Origin of the sequence: Paenibacillus rubinfantis (genome assembly GCF_001486505.1) — a bacterium.
Taxonomy (GTDB): Bacteria; Bacillota; Bacilli; order Paenibacillales; family Paenibacillaceae; genus Fontibacillus; species Fontibacillus rubinfantis.
This window is the reverse complement of sequence record NZ_LN909063.1, coordinates 74853-96455: the sequence shown is the minus strand read 5'-3', so window position 1 is coordinate 96455 and position 21603 is coordinate 74853. Positions and strand designations below refer to the sequence as shown.

The following is a 21603-nucleotide window of genomic DNA, read 5'->3' as shown; positions in this document are numbered from 1 at the left end:
GATTAAAGGCCATCCCAAAGGATGGCCTTTAATCATGTCACCTTCTTTGCTTCTTCCCCAGCTTCCCTCGTCATGTTCCGTAGATATGCGCCATGCTCCTGAGTCCACGTCCACATCGCTTCAAAAATCGGTTGAAGCGCCTTCCCGCTCTCGGTAAGGTTATATTCGACATGCAGCGGTACGCCGGGATAGAGAGTACGAGTAACAATTCCCTTATCTTCTAATAGCCTCAATCGGTGGCTTGTAGACGAAGTGATTTTCAACGTGGCACCTGTATTGGAAGGCAGGGGATTGAATCTCTTAATTGACGAGGATAACTATTGTTTTAAGCATGTACGGCTGTTGGACTGCAAACCTCTCGGCAGCGGTGTCGTTCAACTGCGCTATTCGATTGATCAAATTAAATCCTAGAAAAAGCAACACTCATTCGTATACCTCTAATTGGCCTATAAAAACTTGCCGCTACTTATGCTTAGGTTCTCCGTAGAAGCTATAGAGCGAAATAAGGACGCCCGATTGGGCGTCCTTCACAGATGCTATTCAAGAGATTCTAGCAACATCTTCAACTCTGGGTTAAGTTTCAACACATTCAGGATGATCTGCAACGCCTCTGCACGTGTAGCGTGGCTCTTGGGACCGAATTTGCCTTCCCCTTTACCATTCACGATCCCTGCCTGTGCTGCCGCTGTGATCGCCTCTGCTGCATAAGCCCCCGCTAAGTCGTTGAACAAGCCTTTGGCAGCATCCTTGTCCACCCCATTCAGGTTCACGATACGCGACAGCATGACCACCATTTCTTCACGTGTAACCGTCTGATTCGGCTTGAACGTACCGTCCGGGTAGCCACTGATGACGCCTGCCGCCACGAGGTTCTCGATATCGCTTTGGGCCCAAGTACCGTCAATGTCCTTCAATACCTTACTCGTACTGCCGCCTTGGATTTGGAACACACGATTCAGAATCGATGCGAACTCCGCGCGAGTGATCGGACTGTTCGGTCTGAACGTACCATCTTCATAGCCATTAATCAGATTCAATTGGACGAAGATAACGATCGTCCCCTCCGCCCAATGCTCTTGGGTATCGCCAAAATGCGTCGTCGTAGCAGCATCCTTCGCTGCAGCGACTTGGGCAATGAGCTTCTCAACTAGGCTAGCGCTATTCACTATGTTGTTGTTAAATACTTCTACCGCAGGCTGCTGTGTCGGTGGTTCTGGTTCTGGTTCTGGTTGTGGCGATGCTGATGGTGCTGATGGTGTTGATGGTGTTGATGGTGTTGATGGTGTTGATGGTGTTGATGGTGTTGATGGTGTTGATGGTGTTGATGTGCCGCCGCCAGACGCTACCGTCTCCGCAAATGAATACGACAGCGTTACGGTCTCGCCCGTGTTGTTCGTCACAGTTGCGGTGTTGCCGTTAATTGTTGCCGCCGTTAGTGTAGATGGGAATACATAGCCACTATTTGCCGTCAGTATTACGGTTGCCGTGTATGACGTGCTCCCTGCGAACGTCGTCACCATCGGACTCCACGTTACAGTTCCCGCGGTGAAGTACACCGCTCCCACGACACTTGCTGTCGCATTCGGCGTGGCTCCCGTTACCGGAGCTGTAACCGTGATCGCTGGGCTTGTAATCTCCGTCGCCGTCTCTGCAAATGAATACGACAGCGTTACGGTCTCGCCCGTGTTGTTCGTCACGGTTGCGGCGTTGCCGTTGATCGTTGCCTCCGTTAGCGTAGATGCGAATAAATAACCACTATCCGCCGTTAATGTTACGGTTGCCGTGTATGGTGTACTACCTTCAAACACAGTTGCTGTCGGTGTCCATGATACAGCTCCTGCAGTGAAGTACACCGCTCCAGTGACACTTGCTGTCGCATTCGGCGCGGCTCCCGTTACCGGATCTGTAACCGTGATCGCTGGGCTTGTGATAAATTCAATTGAGATTAGTTTGACGTACCTAACATATCCTTTGAATATGCTACTACTATCACCGTTGAAAATGCCGCTCCCCGTCATCGAACTAGGCGCACTAACTGTATTACTCGTCCAATATCCGTAAGATCCATTGACAAAAATATTCGGACCAGTACCAGTACCAGAAGGGCCACGACCGATTCCCGCGCCGTCTACACCACCAATGGCTGTTATATCGCCGCCATTAATCGTAATCGTACCACCTGCACCAGAATAGCCACGGCCGATTCCCGCGCCGCCAGAACGGCCAGTGGCTGATATATCACCGCCATTAATTGTAATCGTACCGATAGAACTTCCATCGCTGCCACCGATTCCTGCAGAATATGAGCTACCGTTAGCAACTAGCTTGCCCATCCCTTCTCCAGTAGATTGCGCATAAATCGTCAAGCTGTTGCCATTAGTAACTTTAATTCCGGCTTCATTGGAAGAACCGGTCACTGTCACATCGCTGCCATCCTCAAGGATAATATGGACAGCGCCCGATGTTGCGATCGTGGTGTTGGATTGCCACGTACCTCTAAACAAGTACCAGCCAGCATTAAGTGTCGCATAGCTCCCGTAATTGTCCTGATCGATTATCGTTACGTCCTGCGTCTGCGTTACGCCGTGCTCGTCTATGTACACTACCCCCGTATCCGCCGATACAGTCAATGATATGGCCGGAAGCAGTGAAATGACCAATGATACAATTAGCAACACTCGAACTAACGACATCCATCCGCCAGTCTGTTTTCTCATCAGTAATCTCTCCTCGTTGTCAACGTGATACGAATCTTCAATCTTTGTGCTATATCAGACAGCAGACTGAATGGCCGCCAAAGGAAGAATTACCCCGCAGCAACTGATTCGACATATAATATAAGCATTCTAGCATGGTAGAGTTATCCTATATGTAAGTGTAAAGAAAACTTTAAAATTAAAATTGATGACGATGCTGGAAGCGAACGCACTTCTGACGGTTTCGCTTTGCAGATTTGAAAATTCTCTACTTATTAGCGAAGTGATAGATTAACTAGTAAAATGTAAGCATAACTCTAAGTCAATTATTTGTTATCAAATACATGGCTAAAAACACCAAATATTCAGGTGGTGATTCGAACTATGACTGTCACTAACAGCAAAGCAAAAGCGATGGGATCGTTTCTCAAATCACGCAGGGAGCGACTTTCGCCGGAAGGTGTGGGCCTGAAGATCGCCAACGGGCAACGGAAGACGCCTGGACTTCGACGCGAGGAAGTCGCCGTACTGGCAGGCGTAAGCGTTACCTATTATACGTGGCTGGAACAAGGACGGGATTTGACCCCCTCTAGAGATGTAATTGATAGCATTGCCCAAGCCCTCCGACTATCACCCGCCGAGAAGGGTCATTTATATCAGTTATGGAATCCTCATATATCTGAGATGCCTTCAGCGGCTTCGTCCGCAGCGGATCTGCAGATGCAGAAGATAATCGATCAGTTGACTTACCCTTCTCTTATCACGAATGAGAGGAGCGAAGTGCTTGCTTGGAACAAGGCAGCTCAAGTGATATTTTCCAACTTTGCTTCCATTCCTGTCCAAGAACGTTATTTCATTCGGTTGTTGTTCGAAGATGCGGAAATGCGCAATCGCATCGTGAATATAGAAGAATTCGCGAGTTACTCGGTGGCCGTATTCCGAACTTACTACGATAATCACCGGGGTGACCCTTGGTTTGAGACGACGGTGGAGCATCTTATCCAGAACAGTGCCGAGTTCGAACGAATTTGGAAACAATATGATATTCAACTCAAAAAAGTAAACCGGATCATATTACAGCCCCCCGGTGTCCTTCAACCTGTTCCTTATGATATCCACTCTTTGGTGAATCCGTCCGACCGCCCGGATATTCACATCTGCATATACACGCCGGTTACAGAGGTTCCAGATGCTGACCGTTAATATTTTTACTAGTAAAAACGTTGTGTGGTTGCCTCGGTAAGGATCCATTAGAATGAGCTCATATTCAAAATGGTCCTAAGGCCAGAAATGAGGGAGCCCCATGCTGCAACAAAGAAAACTAGGGAACGAAGGACTTGAAGTGTCGGCCATCAGCCTCGGAACGATGATGATGCCTGACAACGAAGAATCCGTACGCACCATTCAGGGAGCAATGGATGCGGGCGTAACGATGTTTGATACAGCCGACCTTTATGGGACAGAGTACCAACTTGGACGGTTCGGGGAAAATGAGAAGCTTGTCGGGCGTGCACTTAAAGGCAGACGCGACAAGGCTCTTGTAGCCACTAAATTCGGAATCACGCATAGTCAAGGTCCGAAGGGAGACCCCGCCTACATCAAGAAATCCGTTGATGCCAGCCTCTATAGCCTGGGACTGGATTATATCGATCTCTATTACCAGCATCGGCCCGATCCGAATACTCCCATCGAAGAAACGGTCAGTACGATGGCTGACCTCGTTAAGCAAGGGAAGATCCGATACATCGGATTGTCGGAGGCACCAGCCGATATGATCCGAAGAGCTCATGCGGTTCATCCGATTACCGCTGTCGAAACCGAATATTCGCTTTGGAGCAGGGAAGTGGAAGATGAAGTCCTCCCGGTTCTAAAGGAACTGCATATCGGCCTTGTCCCTTACAGCCCGCTTGGCCGCGGGTTCCTAACCGGTCAGATTAAGAAATTCGAGGATCTACCGATAGACGACTATCGGCGCTATTACCCGCGGTTCCAGGGCGAGAACTTCGCAAAGAACGTTGAAGTCGTCTCTCTAATCGAGAGAATGGCCTCCCTAAAAGGCTGCACCCCCGCCCAATTGAGTCTAGCTTGGCTCCTGGCTCAAGGCGAGCAGATTGTGCCGATTCCGGGAACAAAACGATTGGACCGCGTGCTGGAGAACCTTGGAGCATTGCAAGTGATGTTATCCGCCGACGATCTGGCGGAGATTGAGCGTATCTCCCCCAAGGGCGTGGCCGCAGGCAGTCGCTTCGGCACCTACTAACCATACATCCGACCCTTTTACGTTATGCGTAGAGGGGTCCCTTTTCTATGCGAGCACCTAAGCCTCAATTTTGAGAATATTGGTCAGGACAGGCCGGCTACTGCTTTAGCACATCCCTAGCTGCCTCTATGAAAGATAATATGATGGGTGATAGCCACTTATCTTTATGCCACAACATCTGTGTATACACGTGTAGGTCCGGAATTTGCCAAGGGAGGGAAACAAGTTCTCCTCGTTCAACCTCGGTTGCTGTAACGATTTCAGGAAGAAAGGCAATGCCGATTCCCGAAATTGCGCATTGTTTAATGGCTTCAGCACTTTGAAATTCTAAATAGGTAATACTATCAATGCCCTCTTTTTCAAATGATCGGTCAAACATGGTCCGATAAGGACAACCTTTTTCATTCGTCAGGAACACTTCACCATGAAAATCTTCCAGCTGCAGCACCGTTCGTCTCGCGAGCGGGTGGTCTGGAGCAGCGAACAAGCGGAAATTCTCTTCCACCAACGATTCAACGGCTAGACGATTTGAGCGGATGGGTTCATCCAACATATATACGACATCGGCCATTCCCTCAAAAAGGGTTTGCTTGAGCTCTTGATTGGAAACGGAGCGGAAAATTAGACGAACTCCCGGATGCTGCGAACGAAACTGCCGAAAGACAGCCGGAAGTCGATAGGCGCAAATCACCTCATTGGCGCTGATCGTTAGGGTTCCGCTTAGATTTTCATCGTTATGAACGTCGCTGCGAGCTTCGTCCAATTTATCAAGAACGCCTTGGATATGAGTTAAATAGCGCTTACCCGCGGATGTAAGAACGAGCTGCTTGCCCAGGCGATCAAAGAGACGAACACCGAGCTCAGCCTCTAATGCTTTAATTTGCATCGTGACGTTGGAGGGGACGTAATTAAGGACTTCCGCTGCCCGAGTGAAATTTAAGGTTGTAGCAACCGTGCGGAAGGTGTTCAGTTGGCGTAGCTCCATCCTTTAGTCCTCCTTAACCTTCAAAATTATTGAAGTCTATTGTGAATTTCATTCACTTTTATTGAGACTATCACGGATTTATACTAAGCACAAGAAAGTATCCGGTGAACATGTGGTTTCAATTTGAAGGGAGTGCTTCTAAGATGGATTATGAAATTTTTGATTTGGGAAATGTAGCCTTGCAATCAGGAGTGACGCTGCCCGGCGCTTTTCTCGCTTATAAGACTTACGGGAAGTTAAATGAACAGAAAGATAATGTTATCGTCTACCCCACTGCTTTTGGAGATCAGCACATTCAAAATGAATGGTTGATTGGCAGCGGAATGGCTCTGGACCCGGAGAAATATTTTATTATTGTTCCAAATCTGATGGGGAACGGATTATCTTCATCTCCCAGCAACACGCCTCCGCCATTTGACCGAGCTCATTTTCCGCAGGTAACCATCTATGACAACGTAAAATTCCAACATCGGCTGGTGACCGAGAAATTTGGCATCCAAAAAATTGCTCTAGTCGTTGGATGGTCAATGGGTGGGATTCAGGCCTTTCAATGGGGAGCCAGTTATCCGGAGATGGTGGAGCGCATTGCACCTTTCTCGGGAATAGCCAAGCCTTGGCCTCATACTTTCGTAGTTCTGGACAGCTTAAAAGCTTCGCTGCTGTCTGCCGTTGATTTCAATCCCAGCAGGCTGAACGAGCTGACTTCTGAAAACTTGCGGGCTGTTGGCCGCGTCTATGCGGGTTGGGGATTGTCTCAAGCGTTTTACCGAGAAGGTCGTTATCGTTCGCTAGGATTTGACACCTTGGAAGAGTTTGTGACTGGCGTTTGGGAAGATAGCTTTATGCAAATGGATCCGCACAATGTCCTGGCCATGTTATGGACAGGACAACATGCAGATATTAGCGCGAATTCCTCATATCATGGTGATTTCCACAAGGCACTGAAGAGTATCAAAGCTCTTGCCTGCATCATGCCTGGGAGCACGGATCTCTTCTGCACCGCGGACGACAATAAATATGAAGCTAACCTAATGCCTAATGCCGTTCTTAAGCCAATCCAATCGATCTGGGGTCATTTTGCAGGTCGTGGCATCAATCGTGCTGATAATCAATTTATTGATGATAACCTAAAACACTTGTTGGCACTTAGCCCAAACGTATAGATCTTCAATAACTGCTGCAACCTGGCAAGCCGGTTATACAAGCGTACGTATCACCTCGAACGCAGCTTCAGGGTCTGTTTCGATCTCCATTCTCTAACATGTCAAGCAACAGGCTGGCAAGCGGAGCCGGGAATTGTTCGCTTTGCGCCGCCGACAGCAGAAGACCGACATCCTTTTGCGGGATCTTGCTGTCAGATACGGCTGCTGACTTTTCGGCAATCATTTTGCCGTAGCTTTGATAGATTGGGGCGGTAAACAGGGTGCTGGTAAGCATATTAACCGCTGCTGTGGGATCAACCCCGCCTCGCTCTGCTATTCCTAGTGCTTCTTCCAGTGAGCGTGCGGCGGAGACGATAAGGAAGTTACCGATCAGTTTGACGATTACAGCCGAACCGGCTTCCTCGCCAAAATCAAAGATCCCTTTAGCTCCCATCGCTTCCAGCAGCGGCCGCACCCGCTCCTTTGCTTCCTTAGGACCCGCTATTGGAATCCACAATTGCCTAGCAGCGGCTGCCTCTGGCCGTCCAAAGATAGGTGCCTCAACATAAACGGAGCCATGCCGCGCATGCAGATCCGCCAGCTTCCTGCCCGTATCCGGCGACACCGTACTCATTGATACATGAATACCGCCCATGCCCAGACGTTCTAGGAAATCTTCGCTTTTGACGACGTCTTCCAATGCTTCATCGTCCCACACCAAGGTGACGACGATGCCACCGGTTGTCACGGTGTCAGCTGGACGGACCGCCTGCAGTGCACCTTGGGCCACGAGCGGCTCCGCTTTTTCCGGGGTGCGGTTGTATACAGTCAATGCATATCCTGCTTGGAGCAAATTGGCAGCGACTGGCATACCCAGCAATCCGAGTCCGATAAATCCAATGTTCTCTCCCATGAATTGAACCTCCTTAAGATGATAAACATTACGTTAACGTCATGTTTAGAGCAAAAAAAATTAATCGCTATCATTGGCTTCGAGCCATCGCTCGAAACGTTCTATATGTGACTGTAAATCGCTGCGAAACTGCCCGAGCGCTTCAAGCTTCTGGTCCGTGTCGGCCAAATGCTGGCGCAGTATGCTGAGGACTTTTCGCTTCGGCAGCACCCCGCTCGTGTCCGTAAAGTAAAGCTCAATTACGTCCCGAATTTCCTCCAAACTTAGGCCAATCTTCTTCAACTGATCGATCTTATGCAGACGAGCAACCGTTTCTTCCGTGTAGTAATGATGACCATTGCCTTCGCGCTCGCCGGATGGAAGCAATCCAATGCTCTCGTAATAACGAACCGTGCGCGGGGTTACCCCTGCTCGTTCTGTCAAATCTCCAATGCGCATACGGTTCATGATGTATCCCTCCTTTCTAGATATAACATGACGTTAACGTCATGTTTGCATGATAGCATTTGAGATGGAAAAAGTAAATACACTTGAAATTCAACCTGCTTGTGATACGGTTCACCGTAACCGTGTTAACGGTATAAAAACCGGTGTTCTCACACAGACTGGGGACCTTACAGTATAGAGCATTTAAAGTCTCGGTAGACATTTATCGCTCCCATATCAGCTTCATAGCAGTCCGAGCTCCTTCGCTCGCATCAGCACCTGCATGCGCCTATTAACCGAACTTTCATTAAATATGATGGATTTCAATCACACGTATCAATAATTGCCATGCTCCTCTTGCCAGCGAGCAGCTCGCGGGGGAATGCATCGCGCCAGCTGGCCGGCTACGGCGCCGGACAGAGGACCGTTCATGCGGCATAACGCGGACGTTGCCAGCATGAATTCGTGCAGCGAGTCCGGCAAATGCCGAAATACCTCCATTCCTGTCATCGCGACCGGCACGAAAAACCGACAGTCTCCACTTAAGGAAACTGCCGGCATTCAAGTGTCTGGGGGAATCCCCTTAGGTTTACCGTTGTAGTTGATCCTGTACTCGAATCAAGATCGTAACGGCTTGCGCTCTAGTCACTCGAGAGTCTGGGCTGAACAGGTTCTCTCCCATCCCCTCCATAACGCCAAGCTCTTGCAGCGAGGTCGCCGCTCCCTTCGCCCAAGCCGGAATGTCTGCGTCGTCAGCGAAGGTAGTCGCAACATCCGCTTGCCATGTCAGCTTCAGCGCATTCGCGATCAGTGCTGCCATCTCCGCGCGCGTAATCTCGGCGCCCGGCTTGAATGTACCATCCCCATAGCCGTTAATAATGCTCATGGAGACCGCTTGCGCAATAGCATTGCGCGCCCATACCGGGATCTTCGAGCTATCCTTGAACTCAAGTGCGGAGCCTTCTCCCGATGGCTTCAGCATATTCATTAGCATGACCGCGAACTCCGCACGCGTCACCGTCCGATTCGGCTTAAAGCTCCCATCCTCGTAGCCTGTCGCAATACCCGCATTGGCAGCTAGGTGAATCGCCGTTTCCGCCCAATGGCCGGCAATATCGCTGAATTCTGCTTCCGGCTCAGCCGGCGCATCTACGCCGAACACTGCGAAGTTCGTGAAGTGATCCACTTCGGCGGTAATTTGTTCGCCGCTCGTTATACCGCCGATCTCCACCCATTCTTTCATCGTCTCGTCGTAATAGAAGATCGCGGGCTTCTGTCCTTCGCCAAGCTTGCTTGGGTCATAACGGAAAGTGAGCTTGATCGGCGCCGAGAAATTCTCCGGGAAGTTCTTTAACACTTCGAACACCGAGCTGACCAAGTTCTCCTCGCCAGTCAGCAGGCCCTCCGCGGACAGCCGCTTCTCAATCTTCAACAGCAGTGCCTGGGTAATGGCGTTCGAAGGAATTTCGATGGATATTTCATCCCCCAGGCTGACCTGTCCCTCGCTGCCTGCCGGAAGCGACAAACTTCCATCCTTCGAGACAATAGGTCCCGTTGGTTGGACGGGGGTCTGATAGATCGGGTCGGGTCTGATGGGACTGCTGGGACTGCTGGGACTGCTGTAAGCCGGCAACCAACTCGCGTACAGCGTCACGTTCGCGCTCACCGTATCCGTGGCGAAGATCCACAGCGTCACGCCGCCCGCTTCCTTGTACCAGCCTGCGAAGGTATAACCTGCGCGCGTCGGAGCCGTCGGCTCGCTGATCTTCGCTCCCGCGCTCACATCCGTCGCGCTCGCTACCGCGCTGCCTCCCTGCGAGTCGAAGGTGACCGTATAAGTCTCCGGTTCGACCGGCGCTTCCGTCCATTTTGCGTACAGCGTCACGTTCGCGCTCACCGTGTCCGTGGCGAAGATCCACGGCGTCATGCCGCTCGCTTCCTTGTACCAGCCCGCGAAGGTGTACCCTTCTCGCGTCGGAGCCGTCGGCTCGCTGATCTTCGCTCCCGCGCTCACGTCCGTCGCGCTCGCTACCGCGCTGCCTCCCTGCGAGTCGAAGGTGACGGTGTAGGTTTCCGGCTCAACCGGCGCTGCCGTCCACTTCGCGTACAGTGTCACGTTCGCGCTCACCGTGTCCGTGGCGAAGATCCACGGCGTCATGCCGCTCGCTTCCTTGTACCAGCCCGCGAAGGTGTACCCTTCTCGCGTCGGAGCCGTCGGCTCGCTGATCTTCGCTCCCGCGCTCACGTCCGTCGCGCTGGCCACCGCGCTGCCTCCTTGCGAGTCAAACGTGACGGTGTAAGTCTCCGGTTCAACCGGCGCTGCCGTCCACTTCGCGTACAGCGTCACGTTCGCGCTCACCGTGTCCGTGGCGAAGATCCACGGCGTCACGCCGCTCGCTTCCTTGTACCAGCCCGCGAAGGTGTACCCCTCTCGCGTCGGAGCCGTCGGTTCGCTGATCTTCGCTCCCGCGCTCACGTCCGTCGCGCTGGCCACCGCACTGCCTCCCTGCGAATCGAACGTGACGGTGTAGGTCTTCGCGCGGAAGGGTTCGGAGCGTGCGAACCCGCTATCATACCCGTCTTTGGCCACACGAATATGCAAATACCATGTATTGGTCGAATTAGGAACACCCAGAAGGTCGCCGCTCGTAAATGCCGTCCAGTTTGAACCTTCGGAAGGCTGATCCGCTGACGTTGACCATTTATAGTCTAGTGTTGTCAATAAATCGGCGGGTATCGGATCACCAACCGTTACGGTTGTGTCCACCCCTTCGCCAGCTGACGCGCCATTTGGAGCAAAATGAACTCCAGCTGCCAAAAGATTGATAAAGGGATTGCCGGATTTCGTTGCATAATCCTTCGCCGAAGAGGGTGCCAATGCGGTTATTGTTGCGGCAGAACCTCCAGAGTTGTCAAATACTTTGTCCCCCAAAGACAACCCAGTACCTAAGATGATGACATTAGTCAATGGGTTATTACTGAAAGCAGAGTAATCAATTTTCGTTACGCCGCTTGGAATGGTCAGGCTCGTCAATTGATTAGTAAAAAAGGCGGATCCTCCGATCGTCCTCAGGCTCTCCGGAAAATTCAGGCTCGTCAGTTGGTTATTGCCGAAAGCATAGTCTCCGATCGTCGTAACGCTTTCTGGAAAATCCAAGCTCGTCAATGGATTGACTTGAAATGCGTAGCTTCCGATCGTCGTCAGGCTGTCTGGTAGGTTCAGACTCGTCAGTTGATTTCTCCGAAATGCGGCTTTTCCGATCGTCCTCAGGCTGTCTGGTAGGTTTAAGCCCGCCAGGTTGTTGGCATCGAATACGAACTCCCCGATCGTCGTCATATCGTCTGGAAAGGTAATGCTCGTCAGATCATTGTACGAAAATGCACCGGTTCCGACATTCAATTCGCCGGTTCCAATCGTCGTCAGGCTGTCTGGAATGGTCAGGCTCGTCAGTTGGTTTAGCCTAAATGACTCTTTTCCTATGTTAGTTATCCCCTCTGAAAGAACCAGGCTCGTCAGTTGATTGGAATCAAATGCAGAGTCTCCGATCGTCTTCACGCTTCCTGGAATGGTCAGACTCGTCAGATTGTTGGACTTAAATGCGCTAGTTCCGATCGTCGTCAAGCTATCCGGAATGGTCAGTTTCGTCAGCTGGTTGTTCTGAAATACCCCTTCGCCTACACTTATTACGCCATCCGAGAGAACCAGGTTTGTCAATTGATTGCCTTGAAATGCATCTTTCCCGATCGTCGTCAAGCTTCCCGGGATAGTTAGGCTCGTCAAACGATTTTTAATAAAAGCGGCTTCACCTATACTTATTTGGCCGTCTGAAAGGTCAAGGCTTGTTAATTGATTAGACGCAAATGCATAGCTTCCAATTAATTTTACGCTGGCCGGAATCGTCAGATCCGTCAGCTTATTCATCTCAAATGACCGCTCGCTTATATTTGTTACGCCGTCTGAAAGAGTCAGGCTTGTCAATTGATTGCTGAGAAATGCAGCCTTTCCGATCGTCGTCACGCTTCCCGGAATGGTCAGGCTCGTCAATTGGTTGCTCTGAAATGCGGCTTCACCTACACTTGTTACGCCTTCTGAAAGAACAAGGTTCGTCAATTCGTTGCCTTGAAAGGCGGAGTTTCCAATCGTCTTCACGCTTCCTGGAATGGTCAGGCTTTTCAGTATGTTGTCCTGAAATGCGGCTTCACCTATACTTGTTACGCCGTCTGAAATATACAGCTCCGTCATGGGATTGCCTTGAAAGGCGGAGTTTTCAATCGTCTTCACGCTTCCTGGAATGAACAAGCTATCCAGTAGGTTATACCCAAAAGCCCAGTCTCCGATTGTGGTCACAGTTGCAGGAAAGCTTACGTTACTCAGAAATTTACTATCGAACGCGTGAGCACCAATAGCGACAACCGGATTGCCGCCTAACGTATCGGGAATAACGACATCTCCCCCTGGGCCCGAATAGCTTGTAATCGTTGCCTTTCCTTCAGATACCGTGTATTCAAAATTTCCGCTTGTATCGGCGCTCGCCTGTCGAACAGCGGCTCCTGACCATAATCCTACCAACAAACAAAGGCAAATCAAAATTTTCCAAAAATGAATGATAGCCCTGATCTCCACATTATCTTCCTCCCGCATGAATTGAAATAATAGCTCGCTAAGCAGTTCAACTGTAATACAAATTGGAAAAGAAATAACCTCCCCAAAAGGGGAGGTTATTGATAAAAAAGGAGCAGGAGAGCACCTAAGTATCCTGCGCCAGAAGCTTTGATTTCGTTCAATGTTAACCCGCTTTCTTGCAGGACAGATTTTCTGAGAATCATCTTCTATTGTTAGTTCAAATAACGGCACACCGATCGACAAGCTCAATTATGGCTTTGGCTTGACCACGATGATGCATCAGTTTGAGCGGTTGGGAGGCAGCCTGCACTTATCTTCTGGGGAGCAAACTTCAGTGTCAAACGAAGTCAGATGCAAGAGTCCGTTGAACAAACCGCTCGCTCACGCCAAAATTGTAACAACGGTTACTCAATACTATGGATCTTGGGCTAAATTTCACCCTACTTATGGTACGGTTCTTCGTAACATCTAAAAAGCGAAATCGAAAGGCACCCCTAAATGGGTGCCCTTACAGTTATAGTTGGAGTTCGGAATTTACTCGATAGACAACTACAACGACAATGTAATCCTGAGCATGTTTCGAATAGAGGATAAAATCTACTATCTCATTTCTTTACAATTCTTCCGTATCGTCTCGCTTTGACTTTATTAGGTGGGCTATACTGACTTATCCTCAAAACTCTACCGTCTAAAATGCTTCCGTTCAATTTTAAGCCATTTTTTAATTCATCTTCAGTTTTAAACCAAATAAATGCAAAACCCCTGCCCTTATTTCCATTATGCTTGTCCCGCGGTACTATTAATCGTTCTATTGTTCCACAATGCCGGAAATATTGCTCTAGTGATTCCTCATCAATATTATCCGGCAAATTAGCCACGAAAATCGCCAATTCACTTACACTTGAAAACGAGGTATCTAGACTAGGAACCTCAATTTTGAATCTCGGTATTGCTTGTTTCTTTCTATTATTTACCCTTGCCATCTTACTAGCTTCTGCATTTGTTCTAATTTCTTTTAAGATACCAGTCACTCTAAGCGCAGTGACTTCCCTATCATAAATATTTCTATCGTTTGTATTTAAAGCCTGATATATATCACTAGGTGAGATGAGCCTATCATTCATCCCAAGTACAACTATTTTCTTTTGCAAGTTAGATAAATAAAATCTCTCAAATAAATTTAGCCATTCATTTTCCTTAGGTGAATAGACTGACCTGTGGTACAACGTTACGTTAAAATAATTGTCAACCGAAGCAATGGTAGGTCTGGATAATTCAAATTCCTCCATTAGTTCAAAGATGCGACGCATTCCTTCCCCGAGTTCACGCATTATTTTATTTTCTCGAAGTATCTTTGCAATTAATGAATTTCTAGATTCATGTACATTTTTTAATAGTAATAAATCAGTCAAGGATATAGTGGAAAGGAGGACCCCTGGACTCTTGATTTCCATTCTGTCATCAAAGATGAAAACATCTATACCATTTTGAATCACATAATCTCTATGTGCTATTGCATTAACAAGTGCTTCTCTACAAGCTAACTCTGGATAAATGTATTTTTGTTCAAATTTCGCATCTAATCCAAATTCAGTTTTAAAAGCTAAAAAGGGCCTGAGTGATTCCCACGATTTTACTAATAGTTCAAAAATGTTTCCAGAAACTATTTCATCAGATAACACATTGTATTTTTCCCCTGATTGAAGTTCAGTCCCATTGACCTTAATTATTCTAACTTGGGAACGAGGATGCCAACGTTGTATATCCTTTGCAAATAATAATAATGCTGCTCTTCTTAGTCTAAGACCATTACCCGTGTACTCGCCTAATCCAATTTGTTGAATATACTTTTCAACACTCATTCCTCTTAAGTATGTATCTGCCATAGACTGGACAAGGGACAAATCCAAATCTGTCGATAAAGCCCCGTCAACAAATTCCCGATCGAATTCTCTTGACTTTACTTCCTGTCTTTCAAATAAAATCTTATTCATTGGTGCAGGAACAGTACTTTTATCTTGTCGACGAACACATCTGCCATCTGGAAGTTGGTAAATCTCACTTGTGCCCTTTGCAACTGCAAAAAAAAGTATTAAATGTCCATCAATATTTAACTTAACATGATTTAACATCGGTAAGTTACTGTTTTCATGAACATGGGATTTAAAAGCATTCAACATCGTCTCTATATCTTCCTCTGAATGGGGGACTCCAGTAATATCACCGTTATCTTCCACACCTACAAGTAGTTCTCCACCATCGGCATTGGCAAAAGAAACTAGTGCCTCACCAATATCTTCACAAATCTTCTTGACCTGTCTTGGGACTTTTTTCTCTGGTCTTCCCTCTAGAGCACTTTTAAATTCACGAAAATGACTTTCGCCAAGCTGTATTGTATTTTTAACTCTCTCTGTTAGATTCAATATCTCCATAACCTTACTTCCCTTCCGTATTAAAAGTTTAAAAACAAATTAAAGGTATAACTTCAATATAGTTAAAATAATCAGTTGATATGGAAATATATGTAACAATCCGGATTATAACACAATTAGACATTTAGTTGAATTCCCTAATGTGACTTGTTTCTTAATAAATTTAATGTTGTTCAGTCATCAAACTTCCGAAGCCTGTAGAATGATTTTTTATTTCAACGGCTAAAAATAGGAGGAATGTATTGCGAACCACCCCCCAATTTTTCGCCGTCACTTATGATACGGTTCCCCCCGATTAATCTTCACCGCGCGATAAATCTGCTCGGTGAGCACCAGGCGCATGAGCTGGTGGGGCAGCGTCATGCGCCCAAACGACAGCCGCTGCTGCGCGCGGCTGAGCACCGCATCGGCGAGCCCGAGGCTGCCGCCGATGACGAACACGACATGGCTCGTCCCATAGGTGCCGAGCTGATCGAGACAACCGGCCAGCTCCTCCGAGCTCCAGAGCTGGCCGCCAATCGCGAGCGCAATGACATGCGCGTCGCTCTTAATCTGCGCGAGGATGCGTTCGCCCTCGCGCTCCTTCACCCCGATGAGCTCCGCGTCGCTCATCGTCTCCGGCGCTTTCTCGTCGGGCACCTCCACGACTTGAAACTTCACATACGGCGCCAGGCGCTTCGCGTATTCCGCAATGCCCTGTACCAGATATTTTTCCTTCAATTTGCCGACAGCCACGATTTGAATCAGCACTTAAGTTCATCCTCCGTTATCGTCCTAAACTCGTCACCCTATATAAAAAACAGCGGGGCCCGTCACCTGCATGCCGTCGCCCCGTTCCTTGTCCCTCATTCAATTGTGCAACCCAACACAACCACACTCCGCTTACACTACCAAAAACCGCGCCTCATGGTCGCATTCCTGACATTTCACCGGAGGCTCCCAATCAATAAACTTGGTGTGCTCCAAATCGACCACATCAGGCGCTTCCTCAAACTCATCCACGAACATATCGATGGCCAGTTCCACATGATCTTTGCATACGACGTACATAGTCCAAGCATCCTTTCTTATGCACCGCACTTCCGCGGCCGGCTTCCGTATTAACAGGTTGTCCTTTATCTTTTCTACCATACTCCGCGCAAAAAAGGAACCGCCCCGGTCACATCCCCCAGACGGTTCCTTCCACTATCAAACCTAGTCCCCCCGGCTCCCTAGCCGGTTTACAAAGGCGTATAGAAGTTTTGCGTATAATACGTATCGTAATCGCTGCTGTCCAAGCCGTCCACGGCACCAACACCCAGCATCGTAAACGCCGGCTCCAGCATATTCTCCCGGTGGCCCCAAGAATTCAGCCAGCCATAATGCCCGTCGATCGCATCGAGGTAGCCGGCGGCGATATTTTCACCCCAAGCCCGGAACTGCGGAATCCCACGGGACATCATGCGGTCGCCTGCGGACTTCCCTTCCGGATTATCATGTTCAAAATAATTCCGTTCCGCCATATCCCGACTATGCGAGCGCGCCACTTCAGCCACGGATTCGTTCCAGCTCAGCACGCCCAAGCCTTTTTGCACACGAAACGCATTCGTCAGGTCCAAAATCTCCCGTTCCGTCGCCTTCAGCGACTCCGGGGTAGACGGTGCGTATACATTCGTCTCCGTAAACTTCTTGTCCATCAGCAGCACCCCGTCCACGCGGTACTTCTCGTGCTTGTCCAGGTACAGATTGAGATACAGCCCTCTCGGCGTATACGTCTCCACGTACTCCCTTGGAGGATTCTCGCTCTTATCCCAAATCGCAGCCAGGCTGCTTCGCAACGTCTCCAGCCCTTTCTCCGCCTCGGGTCCAAACCGCCACTCCTCATGGTTGCCGAACAAGCCAACCACCCTGCCGTCCGCTACGCCAACCTGCGTATAATGCTTATAATCCTTATTATAGATGTACCATTCCAACCCGTAGTTGGTCACGTCCTTGCGCGCCGGTTCCCCAAGCAACTCAATCACGCGGTCCGTCGAATCCCCAATCCCAACGCCCTGCAGTTGGATCTCCGGCTTGATCAGATCCGGGCTGGTCGCTTTCGGCAGCGTCAGCTTTAGCCGATACAGGAACGTCTGCGCTTCGGCCCGCGACACCGGGTCTTTAGGTGCGAAGCCTTCCACACAGGCACCGGTTTTCCCTTGGGCCAAGCCTTGGGCGAGCACCCATTGGACCGCCTCATCTTCACCCAAACTCTGCCCATAAAAAGCCGCCATCAAGCGGGCCACCGACCCGCGCGTGATCGGCTCGTTGGGCTGGTCGCTCACCGGCCAGGTTAACTCAAACGCCAATTGGTAATAAGGCGTGTACCAAACCGCTTGCCCCTTCACCGCATCCAGCTTGATCTCCGGATATGCCCGCACCAGCATGCTCAGGAACTCCGCTTCCGTCACCGACTGCGCCGGGCGGAACGTTCCGTCCGGATACCCGTCCGTCACCCCGTTGTTCTTGGCCCACATCACCTTGTCATAAGCCCAGTGGGATGCCGGTACATCCTTAAAGTCCACCGCAGCGGCTTGAACCGCCGACCCCGCGGCCAGCCAGGCCGCTGTTAATCCCGCGAGAATCGCCAATCCACGAACCCCGCGCTTCCATCCATTTTTCATGACCCCTTGCCCTCTTTCCCCCATCGATATCGTTACTTGCTCTCTAAGTTCTAGTTCGACAGAAAAAGGACAAATTCCTTGTTCCTACAATAAAATCACATTATCTTCAAGTTTTAACCTTAGATCCCAGCTATTCCCTATCTATTTTCCGGACTTGTTGCCTCCGCCAACGCCCGGTCCAGCTCCTCCGTCCGCTGCCGCTTCACGTCCTCCGGCCAGTCGAAATACCGGGTCATCTCATCGATAACCGGCTCCTTCCACCGCCGTACCCAAGCGATGTCAAACAACAAAGCCCCCGTTCTCCGCACGAAAAAATCCACCGGTGTCATCGCCATCTCCGCTTCCAAGGCATACTGCAGCGGGACCGCCACCTCCAGCGGGAGTCGGGGTGAACCGGTCGGGGGCCGCAGTGCCCCCGGGCCGCCTTCCGCGTTTTCCGCGGCGAGTGCGCCAGCTTCGGTGCCCCGCCCGGCCAAATCGGGTTCCCTAACAGAGCCCGAAGAGGCCGAAGCCGGGGCCCCTGTCGAAGCCGCTGCTTCTGGTGGACCGGCAGCATCTAGCCACGGGCCGGCCCCCACGCGAACGATCGGCCCCTCCTTCGGCCGTCCCTTCGGATCGCCGGCCAGAGCCAGCAGCCGATCGACGTTCGCCCCATAGCGGGCCGCCCACTTGGCGGCAACCGCCTGCGGGACGCCGCGCTCGGCCGCTTCCTGCACCTTGCGCGCCGCGAACCCGGGTAGTCCCTGCGAGCCGCCCACCTGCCCGCCGGAGATCGGCATCGTTCGGGTGGAGCACGCAGCGAAGCTCCGCCCGAACTCCCGCTTCAACTTGGCGGACACACGGTCCACGACCAGCTCCGCCATCTTGCGGTAGCCGGTCAGCTTGCCGCCGGCAATGGTGATCAGGCCGGACGCCGACTCCCAAATTTCATCCTTGCGGGAAATTTCCGAAGGCGATTTGCCCTCTTCATAAATGAGCGGCCGCACGCCAGCCCAGCTGGATTCCACGTCCGCCGCCGTGAGGTCCAGCCCGGGAAACATTCCGTTGATCGCGCCCAGAATATAATCGCGATCGGCCTCCGTCATCCGCGGATGGGCAAGCTCGCCGTGATACACCGTGTCCGTCGTGCCCACGTACGTCTTGCCCTCGCGCGGAATCGCGAACACCATGCGGCCGTCCGGCGTATCAAAATACACCGCCTGCCGCAGCGGAAACCGCTCCTGATCGAACACCAGGTGCACGCCTTTGGTCAATTGCAGCATTTTGCCCTGCTTGGACCCGTCCATCTCGCGCAGCGCATCCACCCACGGTCCCGCCGCGTTGACGACCTTCCGGGCGCGCAGCTCATACGCCCGCTCACCGGCCAGATCCGTCACTTCGGCGCCCATCAGCCGCGCGCCTTCGTACCGGAATGCGGTCACTTTGGCATAGTTGACCGCCATCGCCCCGCGGGCCGCTGCTTCCTTGAGCACCTCAAGGGTCAAGCGGGCGTCGTCCGTACGGTACTCCACGTAGTACCCGCCGCCCAGCAGCCCCTCTTGTTTCAGCAGCGGCTCCCTCGCCAGCGTCTCCGCGGCCGACAACATGCTGCGCCGTTCCCCGCGCTTCACCCCCGCGAGGAAGTCGTACACGCGCAGCCCCAGCGACGTGCTGAACCGTCCAAACGTGCCGCCCCGATAGATCGGCAGCAGCATCCGTTCTGGAGTTGTCACATGCGGACCGTTCTCGTACACAATCGCCCGCTCGCGCCCAACCTCCGCCACAACGCCGATCTCCAGTTGCTTCAGATAACGCAGCCCGCCATGCACCAGCTTGGTCGAACGGCTTGACGTCCCGGCGGCAAAATCCTGCATCTCCACAAGTCCAACCCGCATTCCCCGCGCCGCCGCGTCCAGGGCGATTCCCGCCCCGGTGATCCCGCCGCCCACGACCAGCAGATCCAGCGGCTCGGCCAGGTTCGCCATTTGCTCCAATAGCAGTTGCCGAGATTTACCCGAAAAGGGATATGTCGCGCTCATGTCCATCCTCCTTCTTCCCCCCGCATACAAAAAGAGACCCCGACCCATTCCAGTCGTTTCAGTCTACGGCTGTCCTGTCTTCGGAATCTCTCCTGCAATCCTTGTTTATTTGTCTTCGTCCAAGCCTTGTTGGATCTCCGCTTCGGAAGGTTTATCCGTTAGCTTCAAGGTCGTCTTCTCCAGCTTCCCCTCCCGGTAGTACGTAACCTCCAGATCATCGCCGATCTTCTTGTTCTCGTACAAGTATCGGCGCAATTCCAAGGTCGATTGAATCGGTTGCTTATCGAGCTGAGTAATGACGTCATTCAGCTTCAAGCCCGCATCCTCCGCCGGTCCATGCGCCTCCAGGACGATGACGCCCTCCTTGACATGGTTCGGCAGCTTGAGATCCGCGCGCTGCTCGTCAGTGATCGGAGAAAAGCGGTTATTCAAATCCAACGTGTAGACGCCCATATACGGACGAACCACCTTGCCGTGTAACAGCAGATCATCCACCGTCTTCATCACTTCGTTGACCGGAATGGCGAAGCCCAGTCCCTCTACCCCGGTATCGGAAATCTTCATCGTATTGATCCCGATCAGCCGACCGTTTAGATCCACCAGTGCCCCGCCGCTGTTGCCCTCGTTAATGGCCGCGTCCGTCTGGATGACTTCCTGCTCCCAGTCGTACACGCCATCCTGGTTCAGCGACACCGGAATCATCCGCCCGTTATAGCTCACGATTCCAAACGTCACGGTCCCGCCAAGCCCCAGCGGGTTGCCGACGGCGATCACCGTTTCCCCCGCATGCAGCTTCTGGGAATCGCCCAGCTCGATCACCGTATCGATGCCTTGGCCGTCGATTTCCAGTACAGCGATGTCGTTAATGGAGTCTTGCCCAACAACCTTGGCCTCACGCGAAGCCCCGTCGCTCGTTACGATCTCCAGATCGCTCGCGTCGCTGATCACATGCGTATTCGTTATAATAAAGGCCTTGCCCTTCTCCTTCTTAAAAATCACGCCCGATCCCAATGCCGCCTGCTCCGGATCGCCGTCCGACAATTCCCCGTGGTTGAGGATGCTCACCACAGCGGGGGCTACTTTGGCCGCCGCTGTGGTGATCCGGTCATAGGGATCGCCGCCATCCGAGAGCAAAACAGCGCTGCCGGTTGCGACATGACGAGTTGATGAGGAAGGAAGCCCCGTGATAAAACTGAACAACAGCACGGCCACCACCGCGCTAAGAACGGAAGAGATTAAAGAGACCTGCAGCGTGGACAACCCCCGCCGGTGATGCTTCCGAGGCCCCCCGCGCCAACGCCGCAGGCTGCCGCCTTCGGACAAGCGCACGCGCCGCCCCGGAACCTTGGTGGAATAAAAGTCATCGTCAAACCATCCCATCTCTATTCTCTCCCTCCGTCGCTCTTCCCCAAAACCGCGTTGGCATCTCCTGTATGCCATCCGCCCCAAGCATAGGTCCCCTTCA

The 21603-nt window shown here is 51.3% G+C and carries 15 protein-coding genes and 2 pseudogenes; 3 read left to right on the top strand and 14 right to left on the bottom strand.

What is annotated here, in order from left to right; genetic code table 11:
• Positions 1-32: 32 nt before the first annotated feature.
• Positions 33-263, bottom strand: coding sequence for a winged helix-turn-helix transcriptional regulator (locus tag BN3277_RS05440; protein WP_232436335.1), 231 nt, complete (start codon positions 261-263; stop codon positions 33-35).
• A gap of 273 nt (positions 264-536) precedes the next feature.
• Entirely contained in the window at positions 537-2717 is a 2181-nt protein-coding gene (locus BN3277_RS05435; protein WP_059041279.1) for an S-layer homology domain-containing protein, read from the bottom strand.
• 363 nt (positions 2718-3080) lie between these two features.
• Here BN3277_RS05435 and BN3277_RS05430 point away from each other — a divergent pair, with 363 nt between their 5' ends.
• Entirely contained in the window at positions 3081-3899 is an 819-nt protein-coding gene (locus tag BN3277_RS05430; protein WP_059041278.1) for a helix-turn-helix transcriptional regulator, read from the top strand.
• Between the two features lie 103 nt (positions 3900-4002).
• Complete coding sequence (locus BN3277_RS05425; RefSeq protein ID WP_059041791.1) at positions 4003-4956, top strand: aldo/keto reductase; 954 nt, start codon at positions 4003-4005, stop codon at positions 4954-4956.
• Between the two features lie 97 nt (positions 4957-5053).
• Here the strand turns inward: BN3277_RS05425 and BN3277_RS05420 are convergent, their stop codons facing one another.
• A complete protein-coding gene (locus tag BN3277_RS05420; protein ID WP_059041277.1) occupies positions 5054-5941 on the bottom strand; it encodes a LysR family transcriptional regulator in 888 nt (295 codons plus the stop codon).
• Between the two features lie 143 nt (positions 5942-6084).
• On the opposite strand from BN3277_RS05420, the gene BN3277_RS05415 reads away from it, so the two are divergent.
• Positions 6085-7104, top strand: coding sequence for an alpha/beta fold hydrolase (locus BN3277_RS05415; protein WP_059041276.1), 1020 nt, complete (start codon positions 6085-6087; stop codon positions 7102-7104).
• A gap of 67 nt (positions 7105-7171) precedes the next feature.
• On the opposite strand, the gene BN3277_RS05410 is transcribed toward BN3277_RS05415, so the two are convergent.
• From BN3277_RS05410 to BN3277_RS05375, 11 genes and pseudogenes are all read right to left on the bottom strand, one after another.
• Positions 7172-7996, bottom strand: coding sequence for an NAD(P)-dependent oxidoreductase (locus BN3277_RS05410; RefSeq protein ID WP_082691337.1), 825 nt, complete (start codon positions 7994-7996; stop codon positions 7172-7174).
• 60 nt (positions 7997-8056) lie between these two features.
• The gene (locus tag BN3277_RS05405; protein ID WP_059041275.1) at positions 8057-8443 is read right to left on the bottom strand and encodes a MerR family transcriptional regulator; all 387 of its coding nucleotides are present in this window, start codon (positions 8441-8443) and stop codon (positions 8057-8059) included.
• A 315-nt stretch (positions 8444-8758) separates the two neighbouring features.
• Positions 8759-8944, bottom strand: a complete 186-nt coding sequence (locus BN3277_RS25460) for a winged helix-turn-helix domain-containing protein (protein WP_148500982.1) — start codon at positions 8942-8944, stop codon at positions 8759-8761.
• Positions 8945-9011: 67 nt separating this feature from the next.
• Positions 9012-13064, bottom strand: coding sequence for a leucine-rich repeat protein (locus BN3277_RS05400; RefSeq protein WP_082691336.1), 4053 nt, complete (start codon positions 13062-13064; stop codon positions 9012-9014).
• A 587-nt stretch (positions 13065-13651) separates the two neighbouring features.
• Complete coding sequence (locus tag BN3277_RS05395; protein ID WP_059041273.1) at positions 13652-15478, bottom strand: ATP-binding protein; 1827 nt, start codon at positions 15476-15478, stop codon at positions 13652-13654.
• Positions 15479-15748: 270 nt separating this feature from the next.
• Complete coding sequence (gene rlmH, locus BN3277_RS05390) at positions 15749-16228, bottom strand: 23S rRNA (pseudouridine(1915)-N(3))-methyltransferase RlmH (protein WP_059041272.1); 480 nt, start codon at positions 16226-16228, stop codon at positions 15749-15751.
• Positions 16229-16360: 132 nt separating this feature from the next.
• The gene (locus BN3277_RS24960) at positions 16361-16528 is read right to left on the bottom strand and encodes a CxxH/CxxC protein (protein ID WP_082691335.1); all 168 of its coding nucleotides are present in this window, start codon (positions 16526-16528) and stop codon (positions 16361-16363) included.
• A gap of 170 nt (positions 16529-16698) precedes the next feature.
• Complete coding sequence (locus BN3277_RS05385; RefSeq protein ID WP_059041271.1) at positions 16699-18120, bottom strand: CAP-associated domain-containing protein; 1422 nt, start codon at positions 18118-18120, stop codon at positions 16699-16701.
• Between the two features lie 137 nt (positions 18121-18257).
• Positions 18258-18503 (bottom strand): annotated as a pseudogene (locus tag BN3277_RS26395) (glycerol-3-phosphate dehydrogenase C-terminal domain-containing protein); the annotation flags it as partial.
• 353 nt (positions 18504-18856) lie between these two features.
• Positions 18857-20138: pseudogene (locus BN3277_RS05380) on the bottom strand (glycerol-3-phosphate dehydrogenase/oxidase); the annotation flags it as partial.
• A gap of 105 nt (positions 20139-20243) precedes the next feature.
• Positions 20244-21518, bottom strand: a complete 1275-nt coding sequence (locus tag BN3277_RS05375; protein WP_059041269.1) for a S1C family serine protease — start codon at positions 21516-21518, stop codon at positions 20244-20246.
• Positions 21519-21603 lie beyond the last annotated feature (85 nt).

Excerpts from the sequence above, each read along its gene's own strand:
- BN3277_RS05435 (WP_059041279.1), bottom strand. The coding sequence starts at position 2,717 with ATGAGAAAACAGACTGGCGGATGGATGTCGTTAGTTCGAGTGTTGCTA.
- BN3277_RS05430 (WP_059041278.1), top strand. The coding sequence starts at position 3,081 with ATGACTGTCACTAACAGCAAAGCAAAAGCGATGGGATCGTTTCTCAAA.
- BN3277_RS05420 (WP_059041277.1), bottom strand. The coding sequence starts at position 5,941 with ATGGAGCTACGCCAACTGAACACCTTCCGCACGGTTGCTACAACCTTA.
- BN3277_RS05415 (WP_059041276.1), top strand. The coding sequence starts at position 6,085 with ATGGATTATGAAATTTTTGATTTGGGAAATGTAGCCTTGCAATCAGGA.
- BN3277_RS05410 (WP_082691337.1), bottom strand. The coding sequence starts at position 7,996 with ATGGGAGAGAACATTGGATTTATCGGACTCGGATTGCTGGGTATGCCA.
- BN3277_RS05405 (WP_059041275.1), bottom strand. The coding sequence starts at position 8,443 with ATGAACCGTATGCGCATTGGAGATTTGACAGAACGAGCAGGGGTAACC.
- BN3277_RS05400 (WP_082691336.1), bottom strand. The coding sequence starts at position 13,064 with ATGCGGGAGGAAGATAATGTGGAGATCAGGGCTATCATTCATTTTTGG.
- BN3277_RS05395 (WP_059041273.1), bottom strand. The coding sequence starts at position 15,478 with ATGGAGATATTGAATCTAACAGAGAGAGTTAAAAATACAATACAGCTT.
- BN3277_RS24960 (WP_082691335.1), bottom strand. The coding sequence starts at position 16,528 with ATGTACGTCGTATGCAAAGATCATGTGGAACTGGCCATCGATATGTTC.
- BN3277_RS05385 (WP_059041271.1), bottom strand. The coding sequence starts at position 18,120 with ATGAAAAATGGATGGAAGCGCGGGGTTCGTGGATTGGCGATTCTCGCG.
- BN3277_RS05375 (WP_059041269.1), bottom strand. The coding sequence starts at position 21,518 with ATGGGATGGTTTGACGATGACTTTTATTCCACCAAGGTTCCGGGGCGG.